A 19920-nucleotide genomic window follows, 5' to 3' on the forward strand; every position below is an offset into this window, starting at 1 on the left:
TTTTTATATACCAGCGGAACCGCCGGCCATTTAAAAGGAATTATGTATTCTTACCGAAGCTTATATTTTAACGCTTGAAACACAATCATTCATTTGCAGTATCGGATAAAGATAAGTTGCTTCATAATTGTCGTTATTTCACACCTTTTCTGGAAAGGAAAGGACAAAAAAGTAAATTAATTTTTGGGAATATTCGTTACTATTTACTATTTTTATAGAAGGGTGGAGGTTCAAATGAACAGTCTAGTTATTTTGAAGCAAACGTTTGATACGGAAGAAAAAATATCAATTCAGAATGGGAAACTTCAAGAAGATGGCATCGAATTTATCATTAATCCTTATGACGAGTATGCCGTTGAAGAAGCGATAAAATTGAAAGAAGAATTCGGCGGAGAGGTGACGGTCATTACCATTGGACCAAGCCGTGCTGAAAATGCGCTGAGAACAGCTTTAGCAATGGGAGCTGACAAAGGGGTTATCCTTGACGATGAATCCTTGTCTGGAGATGAATATACCATTTCCAAAGTGCTGGCTACAGTCATTCAGGATCGTCCTTATGACATCATTCTGGCTGGCAATATGTCCATCGATAGCGGATCCGGACAAGTAGGCCCGCGCTTGGCGGAAGGGCTCGGAATCCCTCATGTCTCTAGTATTACCAAGTTGGATATCGAAGGTTCTAAGGCGACGATTGTTCGTGATGTAGAAGGGGATTCGGAAACGATTGAAGTTTCCTTACCAGTACTTGTAACGGCACAACAAGGCCTAAACGAACCTCGTTATCCATCTCTACCTGGAATCATGAAGGCAAAGAAGAAGCCGATGGAAAGATTTAGTACGGATGACCTTAACATAAATCTAGAAGAAGTCAAGACGAAAACAGATATAATCGATCAATTTTTACCACCGAAGAAAGATGCGGGACGCGTACTTTCCGGTGAATTCTCTGACCAGGTAAAAGAGTTAGTACAACTTCTTCACAACGAAGCAAAAGTAATATAACACCTATTTGTGATTGTCATGATCTAAAAAATTATTAAAAGAGATCTAGGGGGAGAGGAAAATGAGAAGAAAAGTACTTATACTAGCAGAAACACGTGATGGGAACTTAAGAAACGTTTCATTTGAAGCACTTTCAGCCGCGCAAAAGATAGCGGAAGGGGGGGAAATCATAGCGGCTGTATTGGGAAGTGGAGGAGCTGAATTTGTTTCTGAATTGACTCAATTTGGGGCAAACAAAGTGTATCTAATCGAACACGAGCTATTGAAACAGTATACATCAGATGGTTACTCCCAAGCATTGACCCAATTGTTTAATGCAGTTGATCCCGACGCCATATTAATGGGGCATACCGCAATCGGCAAGGATTTAGCCCCTCGGATGGCCGCTAGACTTGGGCTTGGATTGGTATCCGATATCACAGATTTGACAATTGATGGTGGAGATGTGATATTCACTCGTCCAATCTATTCAGGAAAGGCATTCCAAAAGAAAAAGGTGATTGATGGAAAAATATTTGCAACCATTCGTCCTAATAATATTACTTTAGTGGAATCGGATCCGAGCTTTACTTCGGAGCAATTAAACTTTACGGTTGAGATTAAAGATCTGCGTACTATTGTAAAGGAAGTAGTCCGCAAAGCGGTAGGTGGTGTTGACTTGTCTGAAGCTAAAGTCGTCGTGTCAGGAGGCCGTGGGGTCAAAAGCGTCGATGGCTTCAAGGTATTGAAGGAATTGACTGATGTATTGGGTGGTGCGATAGGAGCTTCCCGCGGCGCTTGTGATGCGGAATATTGTGATTATTCTTTACAAATCGGGCAAACCGGAAAGGTAGTAACCCCCGACCTCTATATTGCATGCGGTATCTCCGGAGCAATCCAGCATTTAGCAGGTATGTCCAATTCTAAAGTGATTGTTGCTATTAATAAGGATCCGGAAGCGCCGATCTTTAGTGTAGCTGATTATGGAATCGTAGGTGACCTGTTTGAAGTGGTTCCATTACTTACAGAAGAATTTAGAAAAGTATTGAATGGAACTGCGGTATAATTCCATCAGAATTAACACTATGATTTTTGAAATCAATGCAGTACGGGTGAAGAGGCAAAGCGAATTCAGGGAGACTATTCAAAAAGCGGCCTTATTTTCAAAGTGAAAATAAAAATACTAATTGCATTGTATTTATAAAGCTACCTGACGAGTTTGTTGTGATGGGATGGGATGGAATGGAATAAAGATTAAGCTAATCTCATCTCATAGATGATTCGTACAGGGAACCTTACTAATCCGAAACATAGGATAATCAAACATGGCTAGCTTTTTCAAAAGATTTGAGCAATGTGATGGAGTGTATAATACTCCAGTTGAGTGAGTAGCTTTGACTCCTCTCCTTTTGGAAGGGGATAACTTCTCCATCTGGTAAGGCTTGAAAACAGGATGGGTTTCAACACGTAAACTAAAGGGGGATTCTATGAATAAGTTCGATCATCTCATTTATACCGTTGAAGGCCATGTGTCGATCATTACGATTAACCGACCGAAGTCTTTAAACGCACTTAATTCACAGCTGTTAAAGGAATTATTCGATTTGATAGATCATATTGGAAGCGATCTATCAATCCGTGCTGTTATCCTGACTGGTGCAGGTGAAAAAGCGTTTGTAGCGGGAGCGGATATCACTGAAATGAGACACAAAAATGTCATGGAAGGCCGTGAACTTTCACACTTCGGAAATAAAGTTTTTTCGAAACTAGAAAATTTGCCGCAGCCGGTTATTGCCGCTGTTAATGGGTTTGCGCTTGGAGGTGGTTGCGAATTGGCTATGGCATGTGACTTCCGAATTGCCAGTACGCGGGCTAAGTTTGGCCAGCCCGAAGTCAAATTGGGTATAATGGCGGGCTTCGGTGGATCTCAACGTCTGCCCCGTATTGTCGGTCCAGGGATAGCGAAAGAATTGCTGTTTACAGGGGAGCTAATCACAGCAGAGCGTGCGCGTGAAATAGGCCTTATCAATCATGTGGTTGAACCAACCGAGTTATTAACAAAAGCGAAAGAAATTGCGAATAACATTGCGCTCAATTCACCGCTTGGAGTTCAGTTTAGTAAGAAAGTGGTGAATGACGGAATCGGTCTCGATCTAGAACGAGCTCTGTCCTTAGAAGCAGAAATGTTTGGAATGCTTTTTGAGTCTGAGGATCAAAAAGCAGGGATGTCAGCGTTTCTTGAAAAGCGGACATACACCTTTCAGGGAAAATAATGGTAGTCTACCAATTTAAGAAGGCGATCAGGTCATATCTGTAGTGATGGAGTCTTGTAATCCTACTAGATATATATTTTTGTAAAGAGGGCAGAGGAGGAAAAGTAATGAGCTTTTATACTGAATATCAAACAAAATGTCTTATTGCAGAACAAGCTGTCCGTTTTATTGAACCAGGGGAGGACATTATTGTTCCCATCTCCCCTGGTGAACCTCCAGCATTGCTGAACGCGCTATCGGGTCATACTAAACTGGCTGGAAATCGACTTTACCATATGATTCCGTCTTATCCGGTTCTAGGCATGGAAGAAGAGCGAATTAGACAAGTCTCCTTATTTCTGAGCGGTAAAGATCGTCCGGGCTTTCATCAAGGGACAATTGACTTGCTTCCGAATCATTTTTCTGACATTCCATCCTTACTGTTGCAAGCGACAACAAATCGCGTCATTATGGCAACGGTTTCAAAGATAGATGAAAACGGCTATTTTTCGCTAGGAACGAGCCTGTCCTACGTCGCCTCCTTAATTGACAAAGCGAAAACAATTATTTTGGAAGTAAATGAAAACATGCCGCGTACATTCGGTGAGCAGAACCAAATCCACATTAGTCAGGTGACAGCGCTAGTTGAGAACGATGTCAATATTCAAGTGTTGCCGAATCCAAAGTTAAATGAAAAAGATTTCAAGATTGGACAAACAATAGCTGATATTATCAAAAATGGTGATACTCTGCAAATCGGTTATGGTGCGATGCCGAACGCGGTGATGGAATTTCTGAATGATCATCGTGATCTTGGTGTCTATACAGAAATGCTTCCAGATAAAATTGTGGACTTATATGAATCAGGGGCCATTACGAATCAAAATAAGACGCTTTATAAAGGAAAAACCACCGCTACCTTTGCGCTGGGAACACAACGGTTGTATGATTTTATTCATGAAAATGAAGACATTCTTATGATACCGTGCGATGTATGCAACGATGTACGAACGATTGCCCAATTTGATAACCTCGTATCCGTAAATTCTACCGTCGAGGTCGACCTCATTGGCCAGTGTAACTCAGAAACTATCAACGGAAAATATTATTCTTCATCGGGCGGCCAAGGGGACTTTACTAAGGGTGTGCGTTTAACCAAGAACGGACGAGGGATTATTTGCCTGTACTCTACGGCGAAGAATGACTCGATTTCCAAAATCGTTCCGAAGTTATCGCAGGATGCGGTGGTCACCACATCCAAAAACGATGTTGACATTATTGTAACTGAGTACGGTAGAGCTGAACTCAAAGGCAAAACCATTGGGGAACGTGTCAAAGCCTTGATTAACATTGCCCATCCGAAATTTAGAGAACAATTGATCTTCGACGCAACTAAAAAGGGCTTTCTCCCACAAAAGAATTTCTATGCTAAACCTTAGATGGAATTTGTTCTTTTGCATCTAGTTTGGCAGGAATCCGGGTAGCAAGGTACGAAATTTAGGAGCCGATACGTCTGAATTCAGCGAGATGACTGGATTATGAAAGGGTTAATCGAACGACTAAAAGGAGGAAAACAAGTGGAGAAGAGAGAAGCTGTTATTGTTAGTGCCGTCAGAACGGCCATAGGGGGTTTTAACGGTAGTTTAAAGGATATGTCAGCACCGCAATTAGGTTCTATTGTCATTAAAGAAGTATTACAAAGAGCGGGTGTTGAAGAGGTCGATGAAGTGATTATGGGTAATGTACTTCAGGCCGGACTCGGACAAAACCCTGCAAGACAGGCTGCGATATTGGCCGGGCTGCCTTATGGAGTTTCCTCTATGACAATCAATAAAGTTTGTGGGTCCGGACTAAAAGCGCTCCATTTAGCTGTTCAATCGATTTTACTTGGAGAAGGTGAAGTAATTGTTGCTGGAGGCATGGAAAATATGAGTCAGGCTCCTTACTTATTAAAAGGGGCTAGAGATGGATTTAAAATGGGTAATCAAAAAGTAATCGATTCAATGGTTCATGACGGACTCTGGTGCGCTTTTAATGATTACCACATGGGGGTGACAGCAGAAAACCTTTGTGAATCACATGGTTTAAACAGAGAGGAACTTGACAAATTTTCAGCATGGAGCCAAGAAAAGGCAGAAAAGGCAATCAAAAAAGGGTTATTCAAAGAAGAAATCGTTCCTGTTACGATTCCTAAAGGTAAAGAAGGTCCGTTCATATTTGATACAGATGAACATCCAAAACCGTGTACGACAGCTGAGAAGCTTGCAAAGCTTCGACCAGCATTTAAAAAGGATGGTATCGTCACTGCTGGAAATGCTTCAGGTATTAACGATGGAGCGGCAGCATTTGTTGTCATGAGTAGGGAAAAGGCAGAAGAATTGGGCTTGAAGCCGTTAGTTGTCATCCGCTCAAATGCGAGTTCAGGTGTTGACCCTAAGTTGATGGGAATCGGTCCTGTACCAGCTACAAAAAAAGCACTTGAAAAAGCAGGAATAACACTCGAACAAGTGGATTTGATAGAGGCTAATGAAGCATTTGCGGCACAATCTCTTGCAGTTGATAGAGAATTGAAATTTGATAAAGAAAAATTAAATGTCAACGGTGGTGCAATTGCACTAGGTCATCCTGTTGGTGCAAGTGGAGCTCGTATCCTCGTTACATTGATTTACGAATTAAAAAGAAGAAATGGCAGATTCGGACTGGCAACGCTTTGTATTGGAGGGGGCCAGGGGATTTCAACCATTGTAGAAAATGAAGCCTAAAGAAGATGAATAGTTGAATGTGTTTAAAGAAATCATTGCGTAAGTAAGTTAGCTGAAGAGCTGTTTAATGACTTGGTGAAACAGTGTTATAAGATTTGGATCATTCAAGGAGATTAGGTAACCATTGATAGATTTCATCTTGGTACAGGAAATGGTGATGCACTCATTAATACTTGATGGAAGAAAATTTTCATTTGAATTAGTGGAACAAGTGTTGGGGAAGATTTCAAAAAATCAAGAAACTAGGCGGTGAAGAGCCGTCTGAAACCAGCAAGTTTTAAGACAGGCTAAACTAAAAGTAATTGGGGGTATTCGTATGAATCATCAATTGTTCATTCCTGATTTTTTAAAGAGGGCAGTTACTTATTATCCAGATAAAATTGCTGTTATTGATAATAATATTCGATTAACTTATCGTCAATTTCAAGAACGAGTAAATCGATTATCGAATTTGCTTATAAACTTAGGGGTGGAAAAGGGAGATAGAGTAGCTTATTTAGCTCCTAATACACTTCAAATGCTAGAAGGTTTCTATGGTGTCATGCAGATTGGGGCTATCATGGTTCCATTTAATACGCGTTTGATTCCATCTGATTATGATTATATGATTAACCATAGCGGAGCAAAGGTATTACTGGTTGATGCTGAGCTATCTGACCTAATTGAACCTGTAAAAGAGGGATTAACTGGTGTAGAACATTTTATCATCCTCCCATTTGAGGAAGAGCAGAAAAAAGAAGGATGGAAGAACTATGAAGATTTACTGAATCAAGCTTCTCTTGAAGCACCTCCCATTCCTCAAATGAATGAATTGGATATTGCCAATATATTATACACAAGTGGAACGACCGGTCGACCAAAAGGGGTTATGCATTCCCATCGAAGCTTGTATTTTAATGCACTAAATACAATCATTCATTTACGAGCAGCGGATAAAGACACTTTACTTCATACGTTGCCGTTATTTCACGTAAATGGTTGGGGGACACCTTTTGCCTTCACAGGAATGGGGGCTACGCATGTCATGCTTAGAAAAATCAATCCTCGACTAATATTTGATTTAATCGAAAAAGAAAATGTAACTGTGTCTTGTATGGCTCCGACCGTATTAAATATGTTGTTAAATGAACCCAAATCAACAACATTAGAGGTTACTCATGATATTCGGGTCGTTATTGCTGGTTCTGCCCCACCTCCTTCCTTTATTAAATTAGTGGAAGAAGAATTAGGATTTGAGTTTATTCAAGTTTATGGAATGACAGAGGCAGCACCTTTTCTAACGGTCGGCCATATTAAATCCCATTTAAACTTCGAACCTGAAAGAGTTTACCATTTAAAAGCAAAAACGGGTATCGCGATGCTTAATATGGATGTAAGAGTGATCAATGAACATGGTGATTATGTAAAGCCGAACGGAAAAGAAGTAGGGGAGATTATTACCTCCGGCAATAGTGTAATGGAGGGATACTGGAAACAACCGGAAGAGACAGCCAAATCCATTGTAAATGGATGGTATTATACTGGGGATATGGCTACCGTGGATGAAGAAGGATATGTGGAAATTGTAGATCGAAAAAAAGATATTATCATCAGTGGTGGAGAAAATATTTCGACCATTGAAGTAGAAGGGGAAATTTATAAGCATCCTGCCATTCTGGAAGTATCTGTCATTGCCGTTCCTGATGAAAAATGGGGAGAGATCCCGCATGCTATTTGTGTACTAAAAGAGGGACACTCTTTGACAGAAGATGAATTCATAACATTCTGCCGGGGGAATTTACCTCATTTTAAGGCACCTAAATCAGTTCAATTTATGAGTGAATTACCTAAAACAGCATCAGGGAAAATTCAAAAAAACGTGTTAAGGGAGCCTTACTGGAAGGAAAAAGGCAGAAAAGTGAATTAGATTTTGCAATTCACCAGAAATTTTGAAGGTAGATTGTTTAAATGAGGATGGAGAGTGGCTATCCGCAGAACAAGGTATCGAAATGGCATACTACTAGAATATGGTAATTGTTCAAGGTGACTTTGTACTGGGTAAGTGAAGGTAATTTCGGTGGGGAGCATACTTCTTTTTATGATCTGTTCAGAATAGAAAATGAAAATAGCAGAACATGGGGATGTACTAGAGACAATTCCGCTAGAAGATCAATGGAAAAATGGAAATGATAAGTTTTAATTAAATTTTTAGGCATCACCAAAAATTGTGAAAAATGTATAAAAACAAAGAAAACACCTACGAAATCCTGGCAATAATGTTAGCTACCAAACAAACATTACTAGGAGGTTTCGCAAGTGTTTTCGTTACCATTAGATTTGCTAGAATTTGAAGTTCTTAAACTTACAGTTCAAGAATCTTGTTATGAAGTTGAAGTCCAAAAGTCAATAGATGAACGCTGCCTTTATTGCGGGTTCAAGGATTATCAACGCCATGATTCTACACACGTAAAGTACTAGATTTGGCGATACTAGAAAAAGCCTTGTATTTACTTGTTCATGTCATTCGTTTTTTATTTTTTAGGTATAAATACTTTTAAGGTTACTTATGCAAGGGGAAATCAACGTCAGACCATTAGATTTCGTAAACACCTGTATAAATTATGCTTAGGAACGACCATCAAAGATGTCAGTAAAAAGCAAAAGATTCCATATACAACGTTTGAGCAGGTCATTCCTATGAAACGGTGATAACAATTCTTGCTGTTGGCAATGTCTTTGGAATGGACAAAGGATCGCACAACAGAAGCTGTTTCTTCTTTTGTTCAAAACGAGAAGGGATTGTCCCCAGAGTTCATTCAAACCGTCGTCATTGGTATGTGGGAGCCACTTTTCAAGGTTGTAACCGTTCAGTTTCCCAAAGCTACTGTCGTGATTATAAATACCAAGTCGTTCAAAAAGTCACACAAGCATTTGATCAAGTCTCTAAAGAGATCAAGTCTAAGAATCTTGCTTTAAAGAGAGGTCGATTACTGTTATTAAAAAACAAGGAAAATCTAAAGGATTGGCAAAAAAAACTAGACCAATACTTTGATGACTCACCTGACTTAGCTCATGCTTATTACTTAAAAGAACTATTTCGAGATGTTTATGAATCGGACTCTTATTCTCAAGCAAAAGAGAGGTTATCCATTTAGTATGACTTGTTCATATCAGTCCTTTTAAAGCGTTTAAGCAAGAAGCGAAAACGATTAAAAAGTGGGAAGATGAAATCCTTCACTATTTTATAACAGGCTATACAAACGCTAGAACAGAAGGAACAAACCATAAGATTAAGAATATTAAACGTAGATGTTATGGTATTTCAATCGCGAAAATAATAGATGTAAAATATAAGAGTGGACTATATAGGATGTCATAATGATTCATCCTGCTATTAAAATAGTAAAATAAATTGAATAGTAGAGGTGAGGATCAATGGACCAAATAACGGTAAAATCAATATTAAATGTACTCGGTGAACATGTTTCAAAAGACACCTCGATTGCTGTATCGAATAATCATCAATTCATATACTATCAACCAAGTAAACGAATCGATTTAAAAATTAAACCTGGCGACACAATATATGAAGATACGGTAACGTTTAAAGCACTAAGTGGTGGAAAAAAGATTTCTGAGTTTATTCAAAGGAATGGATTTGGCGTTCCCTATTTTGGTATGTCAGTCCCAATTATTGACGAAGGTGGTCCAACGGGGACGATAACTACTATTTTACCTACAAAACCTGAATTGTTGTTCTCATCATTTCTGACTGTAAAAACAAATGATAGCTGGACGCCTATAACAAATGATCAAGTGATGTATATAGAGGCACAAAATCGTAAAACAAGAGTACATTCCAAACATGTAAAAGGATCCCATAAATTGAATTTAAGTGAATTGGAACTTATTCTACCTAATGACTTATTTATTCGAGTTCATCGGTCGTACATTGTAAATATCAATCATATTGTTGAAATTTTACCCGATTTTCATTCGACGTTTTTGTTGGTGATGAGAGACGATTCTAAGATTCCCGTCAGTCAAACTTACTCAGGACAATTTAGGCGCGCTTTTGGCTTTTGAAAATTTGTTTTTTATGCATTAAAAATGCTGTTTCATTCCATATTTAACCCTTTTCATTCAATAATAAATGTGACCCTATCAAATCGTTGATAGAATATTAAAAAAGAGGGATGGGGGAGATATTTATGAATAAAGACGCTTTGGAGAGAATTCGCAATGAACAATTTAGGGGTAAAATTGTGAGTGCTGAAGAAGCAGCATCATGGATTAAAGATGGCATGAAATTGGGCTTGAGTGGATTTACTCGTGCAGGTGATGCTAAGGCTGTTCCAATGGCACTTGTAAATAAAGCTAAAACTGAATCATTCAAAGTTGATGTATATACTGGGGCATCATTAGGACCAGAAGTTGATCAATATATGGTGGAAGCTGGCATTATTAATAAACGTTTGCCTTTTCAAGCGGAACCTGCGATGCGTAAAAAAGTGAACGCTGGAGAAATCATTTACGTTGACCAACATTTATCACACACAGCGGAATTAGTGCGCTCTGGATTGATTGGACCAATCGACTTTGCAATCGTAGAGGCAATGACCATTACAGAAGAAGGATTAATCATTCCAACTACTTCAGTAGGCAATTCTGCTATCTACGTCGAACACGCTAAACATGTAATTATTGAACTGAATATTTCACATCCTAGCGAATTAGAAGGAATACATGATATTTATATACCAGCTAAACAAGGAGAACGTGAACCGATTCCCTTAACTAAAGTAGACCAACGTATCGGAACAATAGGTATTTCGGTCGATCCTGATAAAGTAATAGGAATCGTTGTTTCCTATCAACCGGATGCACCATCTACAATTGTCCCCGCAGATGAAGAAACAGCGTTGATCGCTAATCACTTTCTTCAGTTCTTACGTGAAGAAGTGAAGACTGGGAGACTTACTGAAGAACTTGCTCCACTTCAATCTGGTGTAGGATCGATAGCGAACGCTGTGTTTAGCGGATTTCTTAACTCTGAGTTCTCAGATTTAGAAATATATTCAGAAGTGTTGCAGGACTCGGTATTCGACTTAATGGATGCTGGAAAAGTTAAATATGCTTCCGGATGTTCCTTTACATTATCTGAAGAAAAAGTGCAGCAAGTGCATGAGAATATAGAAAAATACAGAGATCATTTGATTCTTAGACCTCAAGAAATATCCAATCATCCGGAAATTATTCGTCGGCTTGGATTAATTTCCATTAATACGGCACTAGAATGTGATATTTATGGGAATGTAAATTCGACACATATATCTGGAACTAAAATGGTAAATGGGATTGGTGGATCAGGGGACTTTGCTCGTAACGCGCGCCTTGGTGTTTTTGTAACAAAGTCTATCGCAAAAAACGGGAAGATTTCTAGCATTGTTCCATTCGTATCACATGTTGACCATACTGAGCACGATGTCGATGTGATTGTTACAGAACAAGGGTACGCAGATTTACGAGGACTTGCTCCCAAAGAACGCGTACAAAAGATTATCGATAATTGTGCCCACCCAATGTATCGTCCGCAACTCCAAGCTTACTTTGATGAAGCGCTTGAACAAACCGGCGGACATCAAACTCCACACAATCTCGATAAAGCGTTTACATGGTATACGAATCTTGCTAAAAAGGGAACAATGCTTGACACCGTATTTGAAGTGGTCCAGTGAAAACCTATTTTAACAATGGCAATGTGGAACCAAAATAGATGTAAAAAGGGATTAACCGAAAAGTAACTTAGCATGACTTCTTAGAAATTAATAAATCAGTAGGGGTAAAATCTAAAGAGTAAGACCGACTAGTCAGTTTTAATGAGGAATTATCTGGAGGGGTGAGAAAGAATGTTAAAGAAGGTACTAATCGCCAATCGTGGCGAAATTGCAGTTCGAGTTATTCGAGCATGCAAAGAATTAGGAATTGAAACCGTTGCTGTGTATTCAGAGGTAGATAAAGAGGCACTACATGTTCAATTAGCAGATGAAGCCTATTGTATTGGACCACATTTATCATCAAAGAGCTACTTAAACATATCAAATTTATTAAGTGTTGCTCTAGGTTCAAATGCAGATGCTATCCATCCAGGTTATGGATTTTTAGCAGAAAACGCCGAATTTGCTAAAAAATGTTTTGAGAACGATATCATCTTTATTGGACCATCACCTGAGGCGATCAGTAAGATGGGTGCGAAAGCTGTAGCGAGAGAAACGATGGAAGCAGCTGGTGTACCGATTGTTCCTGGTACAAATGGGATTATTGAAGATATTGAGGTAGCTGTGTCTACTGCTAGAAGCATCGGCTATCCTGTTATCGTTAAAGCGACTGCTGGCGGTGGTGGAAAAGGGATGAGGGTCGCTGAAAGCGAAATAGAGTTAAAAAAAGCGATCTCTATGGCACAGCAAGAGGCAGAAACAGCATTTGGTAACGCAGGTGTTTATTTAGAAAAGTACATCGAAGAGCCTCGTCATATTGAAATTCAAATTATGGGTGATTCCTATGGAAATGTTGTGCACTTAGGGGAACGTGATTGTTCTATACAAAGACGCCATCAAAAGCTTATTGAAGAAGCTCCATCTCCTGCCCTTAATCAAGAACTAAGAATGAAAATGGGAGAGGCATCATTACGAGCGGCTAAGGCTGTACAATATTCAGGAGCAGGTACGGTGGAATTTTTATTAGATAAACATAAAAATTTTTACTTTATGGAAATGAATACGCGCATCCAAGTGGAACATCCAGTTACTGAGCTAATAACCGGAGTAGACCTAATAAAAGAACAATTACTTGTGGCATCAGGAAACAGGCTATCTATTACCCAAGAAGATATTAAAATTAATGGTTGGGCGATAGAATGCCGAATTAATGCTGAAAATCCAGCTAAAAACTTTATGCCATCACCCGGGAAAATTGGAGTATATTTGCCACCTGGTGGTTTTGGTATTCGGGTCGATAGCGCGGTTTATTCAGAATATACGATTTCACCATTTTACGATTCGATGATTGCCAAATTAATCGTACATGGAAAAGACCGAGAAGAAGCAATTGCAAGAATGAAGCGAGCCTTGAGCGAGTTTTTCATTGAAGGGATCGATACAACGATTGCCTTCCATCTTCGATTACTAGATCACCCAGATTTTATAACTGGAGATTTTAATACGAAGTTTTTAGAGATGAATGATTTGATGGCCTCAACTTAATTAAATAGAGGGTATATTCTTTGTCTCAAATTAGTAGATATATGCAGATATCGCTTTACATTCAATTATAATCCGAGAAAAACTAAGTAGATAAATATAGTCGTTTTTTGCAATATTCAAAATATAATTAATATAAGGAGTGTTTTAACATGTTTAAAATGAATGATATTAAAGAATTAATTCGAGCAGTAGACCGTTCTTCAATCGGAGAATTAACGATTAAAGGCGAAAATAATGAGCGATTAACAATAGGTAAACAAAACAATAATGGACAAGTTGCGCTAATGGAAGAAACTCAGATCCAAACCGAAAGACCTGTGTCCGCTGTGAAAGTGGAAGCAGCTCCCGTTCAAAAGCAGGAAGAAATACAAACACCAGCGACGAACGCCGAGGATCCATCGATTCATACAATTGCCTCTCCAATGGTTGGAACGTTTTATGCAGCACCATCACCTGATTCAGGACCATATGTAAGTGTGGGAGATCAAATAAATGAAGATTCAGTGCTTTGTATTGTGGAAGCAATGAAGCTTTTGAATGAGCTTGAAGCGGAAGTTAACGGTGAAATCGTTGATATCCTTGTAGAAAATGGTCAGTTTGTTGAATTTGGTCAGCCCTTATTTCTCGTAAAAACAGCATAAGCAATAAAATAGTAACACTTGTTAAGGAGGAATCACTGTATGGATATGTTCGATAAAATCGAAATCATGGAACTACGACGTGAAAAGGTGAAGCTGGGCGGTGGTGATGCACGGATTGATGCCCAGCATGACCGGGGTAAACTTACTGCTAGAGAACGAATCGAATTATTAGTAGATGAAGGGACTTTCGTTGAAATAAACCCGTTTATTGAAAATCGTGGTCTTGAGTATGGTTCTGGAGAGGCCCCAGGAGAGGGCGTTGTTACTGGATACGGTAAGGTTGATGGTCGCCTTATTTTCCTTTTCGCACAGGATTTTACTGTTTTCGGTGGAGCCCTTGGCGAAATGCATGCGACGAAGATTACAAAAGTCATGGATTTAGCGGCAGAAAATGGAGCACCCATTATAGGATTGAATGACTCAGGAGGGGCTCGTATTCAAGAAGGTGTATTGTCACTTGACGGATATGGTCATATTTTCTACCGAAACTCCATTTATTCGGGAGTAATTCCGCAAATATCCGTGATTATGGGACCTTGTGCCGGCGGAGCCGTTTATTCCCCAGCGATTACTGATTTTGTTTTCATGGTGGAAAAAACAAGTCAAATGTTTATTACGGGTCCAAAGGTCATCGAGTCGGTAACAGGAGCGAAGATTAATAGTGAGGATTTAGGTGGTGCGAATATTCATTCCTCAATAAGTGGAAATGCGCATTTTTCTGCAGCGTCAGAAGAAGAAGTATTAAACGAAGTAAGAAGATTAATTAGCTACTTACCACCCAATTATGAAGAGAAACCACCTTACAAAGAACCAGAAAATAAAGTTCCATTAGATGAGCGAATCGATGAACTACTTGACGTTGTCCCAGTAGATGGAACAAAGGTTTATGATGTGCGTAAAGTCATTCATTTAATCGTTGATGATCAAGATTTTATGGAAGTTCAGCCGAAATTCGCGAAAAACATTGTCGTTGGATTTGCCCGCATAAACGGCGATACAGTCGGTATTATTGCTAATAATCCGAAGACGATGGCTGGTGGCCTTGATATTAATTCATCTGACAAATGTGCTCGTTTCATCCGATTCTGTGATTGCTTTAATATTCCATTGATTACATTCGAAGATGTTAGTGGTTTTATCCCTGGTATCCAACAAGAGCATAGTGGGATCATCCGACATGGTGCAAAAATCTTATATGCCTATTCGGAAGCTACTGTGCCCAAAATTACTGTTATTACGCGAAAAGCATACGGTGGTGCATATGTTGCCTTAAACAGCAAAGCAATCGGCGCAGATTTAGTGTTTGCTTGGCCAAATGCGGAAATTGCAGTTATGGGACCAGCAGGAGCAGCAAATATTCTTTTTGCAAAAGAAATTAGTGAAAGTGCTGACCCAGAGGCAGTTAGGAAAGCAAAAATCGACGAGTATCGCGAACGCTTCGCCAATCCGTACGTTGCATCTGCAAATGGAATTGTTGATGATGTAATTGACCCGAGGGATACGAGAAAAAGTATCGCCAGTGCATTGGAGATGCTAAAAAATAAGAAAAAGGAATTACCTAAGAAAAAGCATGGAAATATCCCTTTATAAACTTTCTCTATAGTGGGGACGATGTACCTATTAAATAGAAGAAAACCGTGTGGAGGCCTCACTCTTTTACGGATTTCAAACGCTTATAGAAAAAGATATAGAAGGGAGAGAGCGCTTAGCATGGAGGTAGATGCTTAGCGCAAACATAAAATGGTGAAAAAATCTTTAAACCAATTTTCTGAATTTGATATCCCTAGTTATGAACAGTGGCGTGAAATAACAGAAAAATCTCTAAAAGGGGCCTCTTTTGAAAAACGTCTTGTCACTGATACATATGAAGGTATTTCACTTCAACCTATGTATCGGAAGGAGGATGCAGTCAATCTTCCTTTTCTTCAGTCTTTGCCAGGTAAGACCCCTTTTACTCGCGGAACAAAAGCGCTAACATATGGTTGGGATGTCAACCAGGAAATCAATGTTGGAACACCGACTGCATTTAACGAAGTAGCAAGGCATGATCTTAGCAAAGGGCAAACCTCGTTAAATATCGTCCTTGATACACTAACGAAACGTGGAATAAATGCGAATGATGCTGCATCAGGAGTCGGTAAAGCAGGATTATCGATTTCAGGAATAGACGATGTAACTGATGCTCTAAAAGATATCGATCTAGCAAATGTACCTATTTATGTTAATACAGGTGCCAATTCATTACCAATACTTGCTTTGTTCATTTCCCATTTAGAACAGTCGGGGCGACCCGTAGAAGATCTACATGGATGTATAGGAATGGATCCAATTGCGGAACTGGTGACAAATGGAACATTGGCTTATGAGTTGGAAGATTGCTATACATTAATGGCCGACGTAACACAATGGGCTATTGAGAATACTCCTAATCTACAAGCAGTGCTTATCCATGGAAACGTCTATCATGATGGTGGAAGTAGTGCGGTTGAAGAATTGGCTTTTGCATTAGCAACAGGAGTAGAATATTTACATGCACTAACGACCCGGGGAGTTGAAGTAAATAAAGCCGCAAGCAGTATCCGCTTTTCATTCTCGGTGGGTTCTGATTATTTTATGGAAATTGCAAAACTCCGTGCTGCTAGAACACTTTGGTCTAGAATCGTTGAAACGTTTGGTGGGAATGAAGAAGCTCAGAAGATGACGATGCATGCACGAACATCTGCATGGACAAAAACAATTTTTGACCCTTATGTGAATATTCTGCGTGCAACAACTGAAGCATTTTCTGCCGCAGTTGGTGGAGCCGACAGTATTCATGTTAGCTGCTTTGATGAAGCGATTCAAAAGTCCACTGCCTTTTCACGGCGCATTGCACGTAACACCTCGATTATTTTAAAAGAGGAAGCCCATATTGCGCGGTCAATTGATCCTGCTGGTGGTTCTTGGTACGTTGAATTCTTGACAAATGAGGTTGCGAAAAAGGCATGGGAGCTTTTCCAAGAAACAGAGAGAAAAGGTGGTATTTCCCAAGCATTAATAAAAGGATTTCCGCAAAAAGTGGTTGAACAGACGGCTTCAAAACGAGTAAAGAATATCTCACGTCGTAGGGATATATTTGTTGGGACAAATATGTATGTGAATATGGAAGAAAAAGAGTTAGACAGGTTAGCGGTTGATGAAACGTCACAAATTGAAGATCATATTAATCAAGTGAAACGACGCGCACATAAATCAGTTGGAAGTTTAGTAGCTATTTTAAATAAAACAAAAGCTGCGATTCAGGTAGCGAAACAAGGAGCGTCGTTGGGTGAAATAGCAGACGCAACCGGTAGAAATCCGGAAGCTGTTGTTAGCATTAAAGCGATCAAGCCTTCGAGAGGTGCCATTCAGTTTGAAGAACTCCGGTTAATCATTGACAAAAATGAAGAAAAAACAGGCGAACGTCCGACTGTATTTCTAGCAAACTTAGGACCAATAGCTTCTCATAAATCGCGAGCAGATTTTGCAGCAGGATTTTTTGGAGTAGGTGGCTTCGATGTCATTCAAAACAATGGATTTGCTTCTGCAAAAGAAGCAGCCGACGCAGCTATTGCATCAAATGCCGATATTGTTATTATTTGTGGAAAAGATGAAGACTATCAACAAGAGGCGATTCCACTTGCACAGTCGATTAAAGAAGCATCGGAACAAATAACGGTTTTATTAGCAGTAAAGCCTAGTGAAGATGACCAAGTCAAATTTAAAGAGGCTGGAATATCTGAGTTTGTTCACATTGGCTCCAATTGCTATGACGTTTTAAGTCAACTTCTACAGGAGAAAGGAGTTGTTCTATCATGACAAAACCTGATTTCAGTCAAATAGCGTACAAAGATGAAATCAAGGCAGAATTTAGCGAGTGGTGTATACAAGCAGAAAAACTTTCTGGAAAGTCTGTTGAAAAATTAGCAGTTTCGACATTTGAAAAGATTGATGTAAAACCTCTCTACACAAATAATGATACAAAAGGAATGAAGCATTTAGACTATGTGGCCGGAATCGCACCATTCTTTCGAGGCCCATACCCTGCTATGTATAAAACACAACCTTGGACCGTTCGTCAATATGCTGGCTTTTCTACAGCGGAAGAAAGCAATGCATTTTACCGTCGAAACTTAGCTGCAGGACAAAAGGGTCTTTCCATCGCATTTGACCTAGCTACACACCGTGGTTATGATTCGGATCACCCTAGAGTCGTCGGTGATGTTGGAAAAGCCGGCGTTGCAGTTGATTCCATCCTAGACATGAAGGTGTTATTTGATGGAATCCCATTAGATCAAATGTCTGTATCAATGACGATGAACGGAGCCGTTTTACCGATAATGGCATTTTATATCGTGGCAGCTGAAGAACAAGGAGTCCCTCAAGAGAAGCTTGCTGGAACGATTCAGAATGATATTTTAAAAGAATACATGGTTCGTAATACGTACATTTATCCACCGGCACCGTCGATGAAAATAATCGCAGATATATTTGAATATACGTCCCAGCATATGCCGAAATTTAATTCAATTAGTATCTCTGGTTATCATATGCAAGAAGCGGGGGCTACAGCTGATATAGAGTTGGGCTATACGTTGGCAGATGGTTTAGAGTATGTCAAAACCGGCTTGAAAGCTGGGATTGATATTGATCGATTTGCTCCACGTCTTTCTTTTTTCTGGGCAATTGGCATGAATTACTACATGGAAGTTGCTAAAATGCGTGCAGGTCGATTAATTTGGGCGAAGCTAATGAAACAATTTAACCCAAAAAATGAAAAGTCGCTAGCGCTACGAACACATTCGCAAACCTCTGGATGGAGCTTAACAGAGCAAGATCCATTTAATAATGTGACTCGTACCTGTATTGAAGCGATGGCTGCCGCCCTTGGTCATACGCAGTCCCTTCATACGAACGCTCTTGATGAAGCAATTGCTTTACCGACAGATTTCTCGGCTCGAATTGCTCGAAATACACAATTATACCTTCAGGATGAAACGGGTATAACCAACGTTTTAGATCCTTGGGGTGGTTCCTATTACGTGGAGTCATTAACTGCTGAATTACTTGAAAAGGCTTGGGCACATATCGAAGAAATCGAAGCCCTTGGTGGAATGGCTAAAGCGATTGAAACAGGCCTGCCAAAGATGAGAATTGAAGAAGCGGCTGCTAGAAGACAAGCACATATTGATTCCGGTAAAGAATCAATTATCGGTGTGAATAAATACCGATTAGAAAAAGAAGAACCCCTTGAGATTTTGGATATCGATAATACTGCAGTTCGTGAAGCACAAATTCGTCGTTTAGAGAAACTTCGTGCAGATCGGGATGATGCCAAAGTAGAAGCAGCACTTCAAGCGATTACAAAAGCAGCTGAAACTGGAGAAGGAAATCTCTTAGAGTTAGCAATTAATGCTGCTCGTGCGAGAGCGAGCTTGGGAGAAATTTCGAATGCTTATGAGAAAATTGTTGGGAGACATAAAGCTGTCATTCGTTCAATTAGTGGAGTGTACAGTGCTGAATTCGGTGAAGTGGAGCAAGTAAAAGTTGTACGTGAAATGGCCGATCAATTCGAAGAAAATGAAGGTCGCCGACCGCGAATTATGATCGCGAAGATGGGACAGGACGGACACGACCGTGGTGCCAAGGTAATTTCGACGGCTTTTGCAGACCTTGGTTTTGATGTAGATATCGGTCCCTTATTCCAAACCCCTTCGGAAGCAGCGTTGCAAGCTGTGGAAAATGATGTACACGTACTTGGGATGAGCTCCCTTGCTGCTGGACATAAAACACTACTTCCTCAAGTCGTAGAAGAGCTTAAACGTTTAGGTCGTGAAGATATTGTCGTCGTTATTGGCGGTGTTATTCCATTTCAAGATTACGATTATTTAACAGAAAAGGGAGCATCTGCAATATTCGGACCAGGAACGGTTATCCCAGTTGCTGCACAGAAGGTAATAGAGGAAATTAATCGTCGTCTCGGGTTCGACATTTGATTATGAGCTCCTCCTATACACAATACAGA

At 39.8% G+C, this 19920-nt stretch carries 16 protein-coding genes; all 16 read left to right on the forward strand.

The features are described from left to right. Nucleotides 1–234: 234 nt before the first annotated feature. The 16 genes from LDX58_RS15150 to scpA all read left to right on the forward strand — a co-directional run bounded on the left by LDX58_RS15150 (nt 235) and on the right by scpA (nt 19891). Nucleotides 235–1002, forward strand: a complete 768-nt coding sequence (locus LDX58_RS15150) for an electron transfer flavoprotein subunit beta/FixA family protein (protein WP_227937663.1) — start codon at nt 235–237, stop codon at nt 1000–1002. A 61-nt stretch (nt 1003–1063) separates the two neighbouring features. Further along, nucleotides 1064–2047, forward strand: coding sequence for an electron transfer flavoprotein subunit alpha/FixB family protein (locus LDX58_RS15155; RefSeq protein WP_227937664.1), 984 nt, complete (start codon nt 1064–1066; stop codon nt 2045–2047). Nucleotides 2048–2468: 421 nt separating this feature from the next. Continuing rightward, a complete protein-coding gene (locus tag LDX58_RS15160) occupies nt 2469–3254 on the forward strand; it encodes an enoyl-CoA hydratase-related protein (RefSeq protein ID WP_227937665.1) in 786 nt (261 codons plus the stop codon). Between the two features lie 107 nt (nt 3255–3361). Beyond that, complete coding sequence (locus LDX58_RS15165; RefSeq protein ID WP_227937666.1) at nt 3362–4672, forward strand: acetyl-CoA hydrolase/transferase family protein; 1311 nt, start codon at nt 3362–3364, stop codon at nt 4670–4672. A 138-nt stretch (nt 4673–4810) separates the two neighbouring features. Continuing rightward, nucleotides 4811–5995, forward strand: a complete 1185-nt coding sequence (locus LDX58_RS15170; RefSeq protein WP_308017528.1) for an acetyl-CoA C-acetyltransferase — start codon at nt 4811–4813, stop codon at nt 5993–5995. A gap of 316 nt (nt 5996–6311) precedes the next feature. Next, a complete protein-coding gene (locus LDX58_RS15175; RefSeq protein WP_227937668.1) occupies nt 6312–7901 on the forward strand; it encodes a long-chain-fatty-acid--CoA ligase in 1590 nt (529 codons plus the stop codon). Between the two features lie 389 nt (nt 7902–8290). After that, nucleotides 8291–8452: a hypothetical protein gene (locus LDX58_RS15180; protein WP_227937669.1), complete on the forward strand. Its 162-nt coding sequence runs from the start codon at nt 8291–8293 to the stop codon at nt 8450–8452. 227 nt (nt 8453–8679) lie between these two features. After that, complete coding sequence (locus tag LDX58_RS26035) at nt 8680–9129, forward strand: transposase (protein WP_308017530.1); 450 nt, start codon at nt 8680–8682, stop codon at nt 9127–9129. A gap of 14 nt (nt 9130–9143) precedes the next feature. Beyond that, nucleotides 9144–9353, forward strand: coding sequence for a transposase (locus LDX58_RS26750; protein ID WP_372459207.1), 210 nt, complete (start codon nt 9144–9146; stop codon nt 9351–9353). A gap of 56 nt (nt 9354–9409) precedes the next feature. After that, nucleotides 9410–10060 carry a LytR/AlgR family response regulator transcription factor gene (locus LDX58_RS15190; RefSeq protein ID WP_227937670.1) on the forward strand — a complete coding sequence of 217 codons (651 nt, stop codon included), beginning with the start codon at nt 9410–9412 and terminating at the stop codon, nt 10058–10060. Nucleotides 10061–10185: 125 nt separating this feature from the next. Continuing rightward, nucleotides 10186–11712: a succinyl-CoA:acetate CoA-transferase ScpC gene (gene scpC, locus LDX58_RS15195; RefSeq protein ID WP_227937671.1), complete on the forward strand. Its 1527-nt coding sequence runs from the start codon at nt 10186–10188 to the stop codon at nt 11710–11712. Between the two features lie 171 nt (nt 11713–11883). Beyond that, nucleotides 11884–13236 (forward strand): acetyl-CoA carboxylase biotin carboxylase subunit, encoded by a 1353-nt coding sequence (gene accC / locus LDX58_RS15200; RefSeq protein ID WP_227937672.1) that lies wholly within the window; start codon nt 11884–11886, stop codon nt 13234–13236. Between the two features lie 149 nt (nt 13237–13385). Beyond that, a complete protein-coding gene (gene accB / locus LDX58_RS15205) occupies nt 13386–13877 on the forward strand; it encodes an acetyl-CoA carboxylase biotin carboxyl carrier protein (RefSeq protein ID WP_227937673.1) in 492 nt (163 codons plus the stop codon). A 39-nt stretch (nt 13878–13916) separates the two neighbouring features. Beyond that, a complete protein-coding gene (locus tag LDX58_RS15210; RefSeq protein ID WP_227937674.1) occupies nt 13917–15467 on the forward strand; it encodes an acyl-CoA carboxylase subunit beta in 1551 nt (516 codons plus the stop codon). Between the two features lie 150 nt (nt 15468–15617). Further along, on the forward strand, nt 15618–17714 hold the full coding sequence (locus LDX58_RS15215) for a methylmalonyl-CoA mutase family protein (protein ID WP_227937675.1): 2097 nt from the start codon (nt 15618–15620) through the stop codon (nt 17712–17714). Continuing rightward, a complete protein-coding gene (gene scpA, locus LDX58_RS15220; RefSeq protein WP_227937676.1) occupies nt 17711–19891 on the forward strand; it encodes a methylmalonyl-CoA mutase in 2181 nt (726 codons plus the stop codon). The genes LDX58_RS15215 and scpA overlap by 4 nt, the downstream gene beginning before the upstream one ends. The last annotated feature ends 29 nt before the right edge of the window (nt 19892–19920 follow it).

The organism is Alkalihalobacillus deserti (assembly GCF_020734105.1).
GTDB lineage: Bacteria > Bacillota > Bacilli > Bacillales > Bacillaceae_D > Halalkalibacter > Halalkalibacter deserti.

What these genes read in the sequence shown, in the direction of transcription:
- LDX58_RS15150 (WP_227937663.1), top strand. Translation starts at nt 235, where the DNA reads ATGAACAGTCTAGTTATTTTGAAGCAAACGTTTGATACGGAAGAAAAA.
- LDX58_RS15155 (WP_227937664.1), top strand. Translation starts at nt 1,064, where the DNA reads ATGAGAAGAAAAGTACTTATACTAGCAGAAACACGTGATGGGAACTTA.
- LDX58_RS15160 (WP_227937665.1), top strand. Translation starts at nt 2,469, where the DNA reads ATGAATAAGTTCGATCATCTCATTTATACCGTTGAAGGCCATGTGTCG.
- LDX58_RS15165 (WP_227937666.1), top strand. Translation starts at nt 3,362, where the DNA reads ATGAGCTTTTATACTGAATATCAAACAAAATGTCTTATTGCAGAACAA.
- LDX58_RS15175 (WP_227937668.1), top strand. Translation starts at nt 6,312, where the DNA reads ATGAATCATCAATTGTTCATTCCTGATTTTTTAAAGAGGGCAGTTACT.
- LDX58_RS15190 (WP_227937670.1), top strand. Translation starts at nt 9,410, where the DNA reads ATGGACCAAATAACGGTAAAATCAATATTAAATGTACTCGGTGAACAT.
- scpC (WP_227937671.1), top strand. Translation starts at nt 10,186, where the DNA reads ATGAATAAAGACGCTTTGGAGAGAATTCGCAATGAACAATTTAGGGGT.
- accC (WP_227937672.1), top strand. Translation starts at nt 11,884, where the DNA reads ATGTTAAAGAAGGTACTAATCGCCAATCGTGGCGAAATTGCAGTTCGA.
- accB (WP_227937673.1), top strand. Translation starts at nt 13,386, where the DNA reads ATGTTTAAAATGAATGATATTAAAGAATTAATTCGAGCAGTAGACCGT.
- LDX58_RS15210 (WP_227937674.1), top strand. Translation starts at nt 13,917, where the DNA reads ATGGATATGTTCGATAAAATCGAAATCATGGAACTACGACGTGAAAAG.
- LDX58_RS15215 (WP_227937675.1), top strand. Translation starts at nt 15,618, where the DNA reads ATGGTGAAAAAATCTTTAAACCAATTTTCTGAATTTGATATCCCTAGT.
- scpA (WP_227937676.1), top strand. Translation starts at nt 17,711, where the DNA reads ATGACAAAACCTGATTTCAGTCAAATAGCGTACAAAGATGAAATCAAG.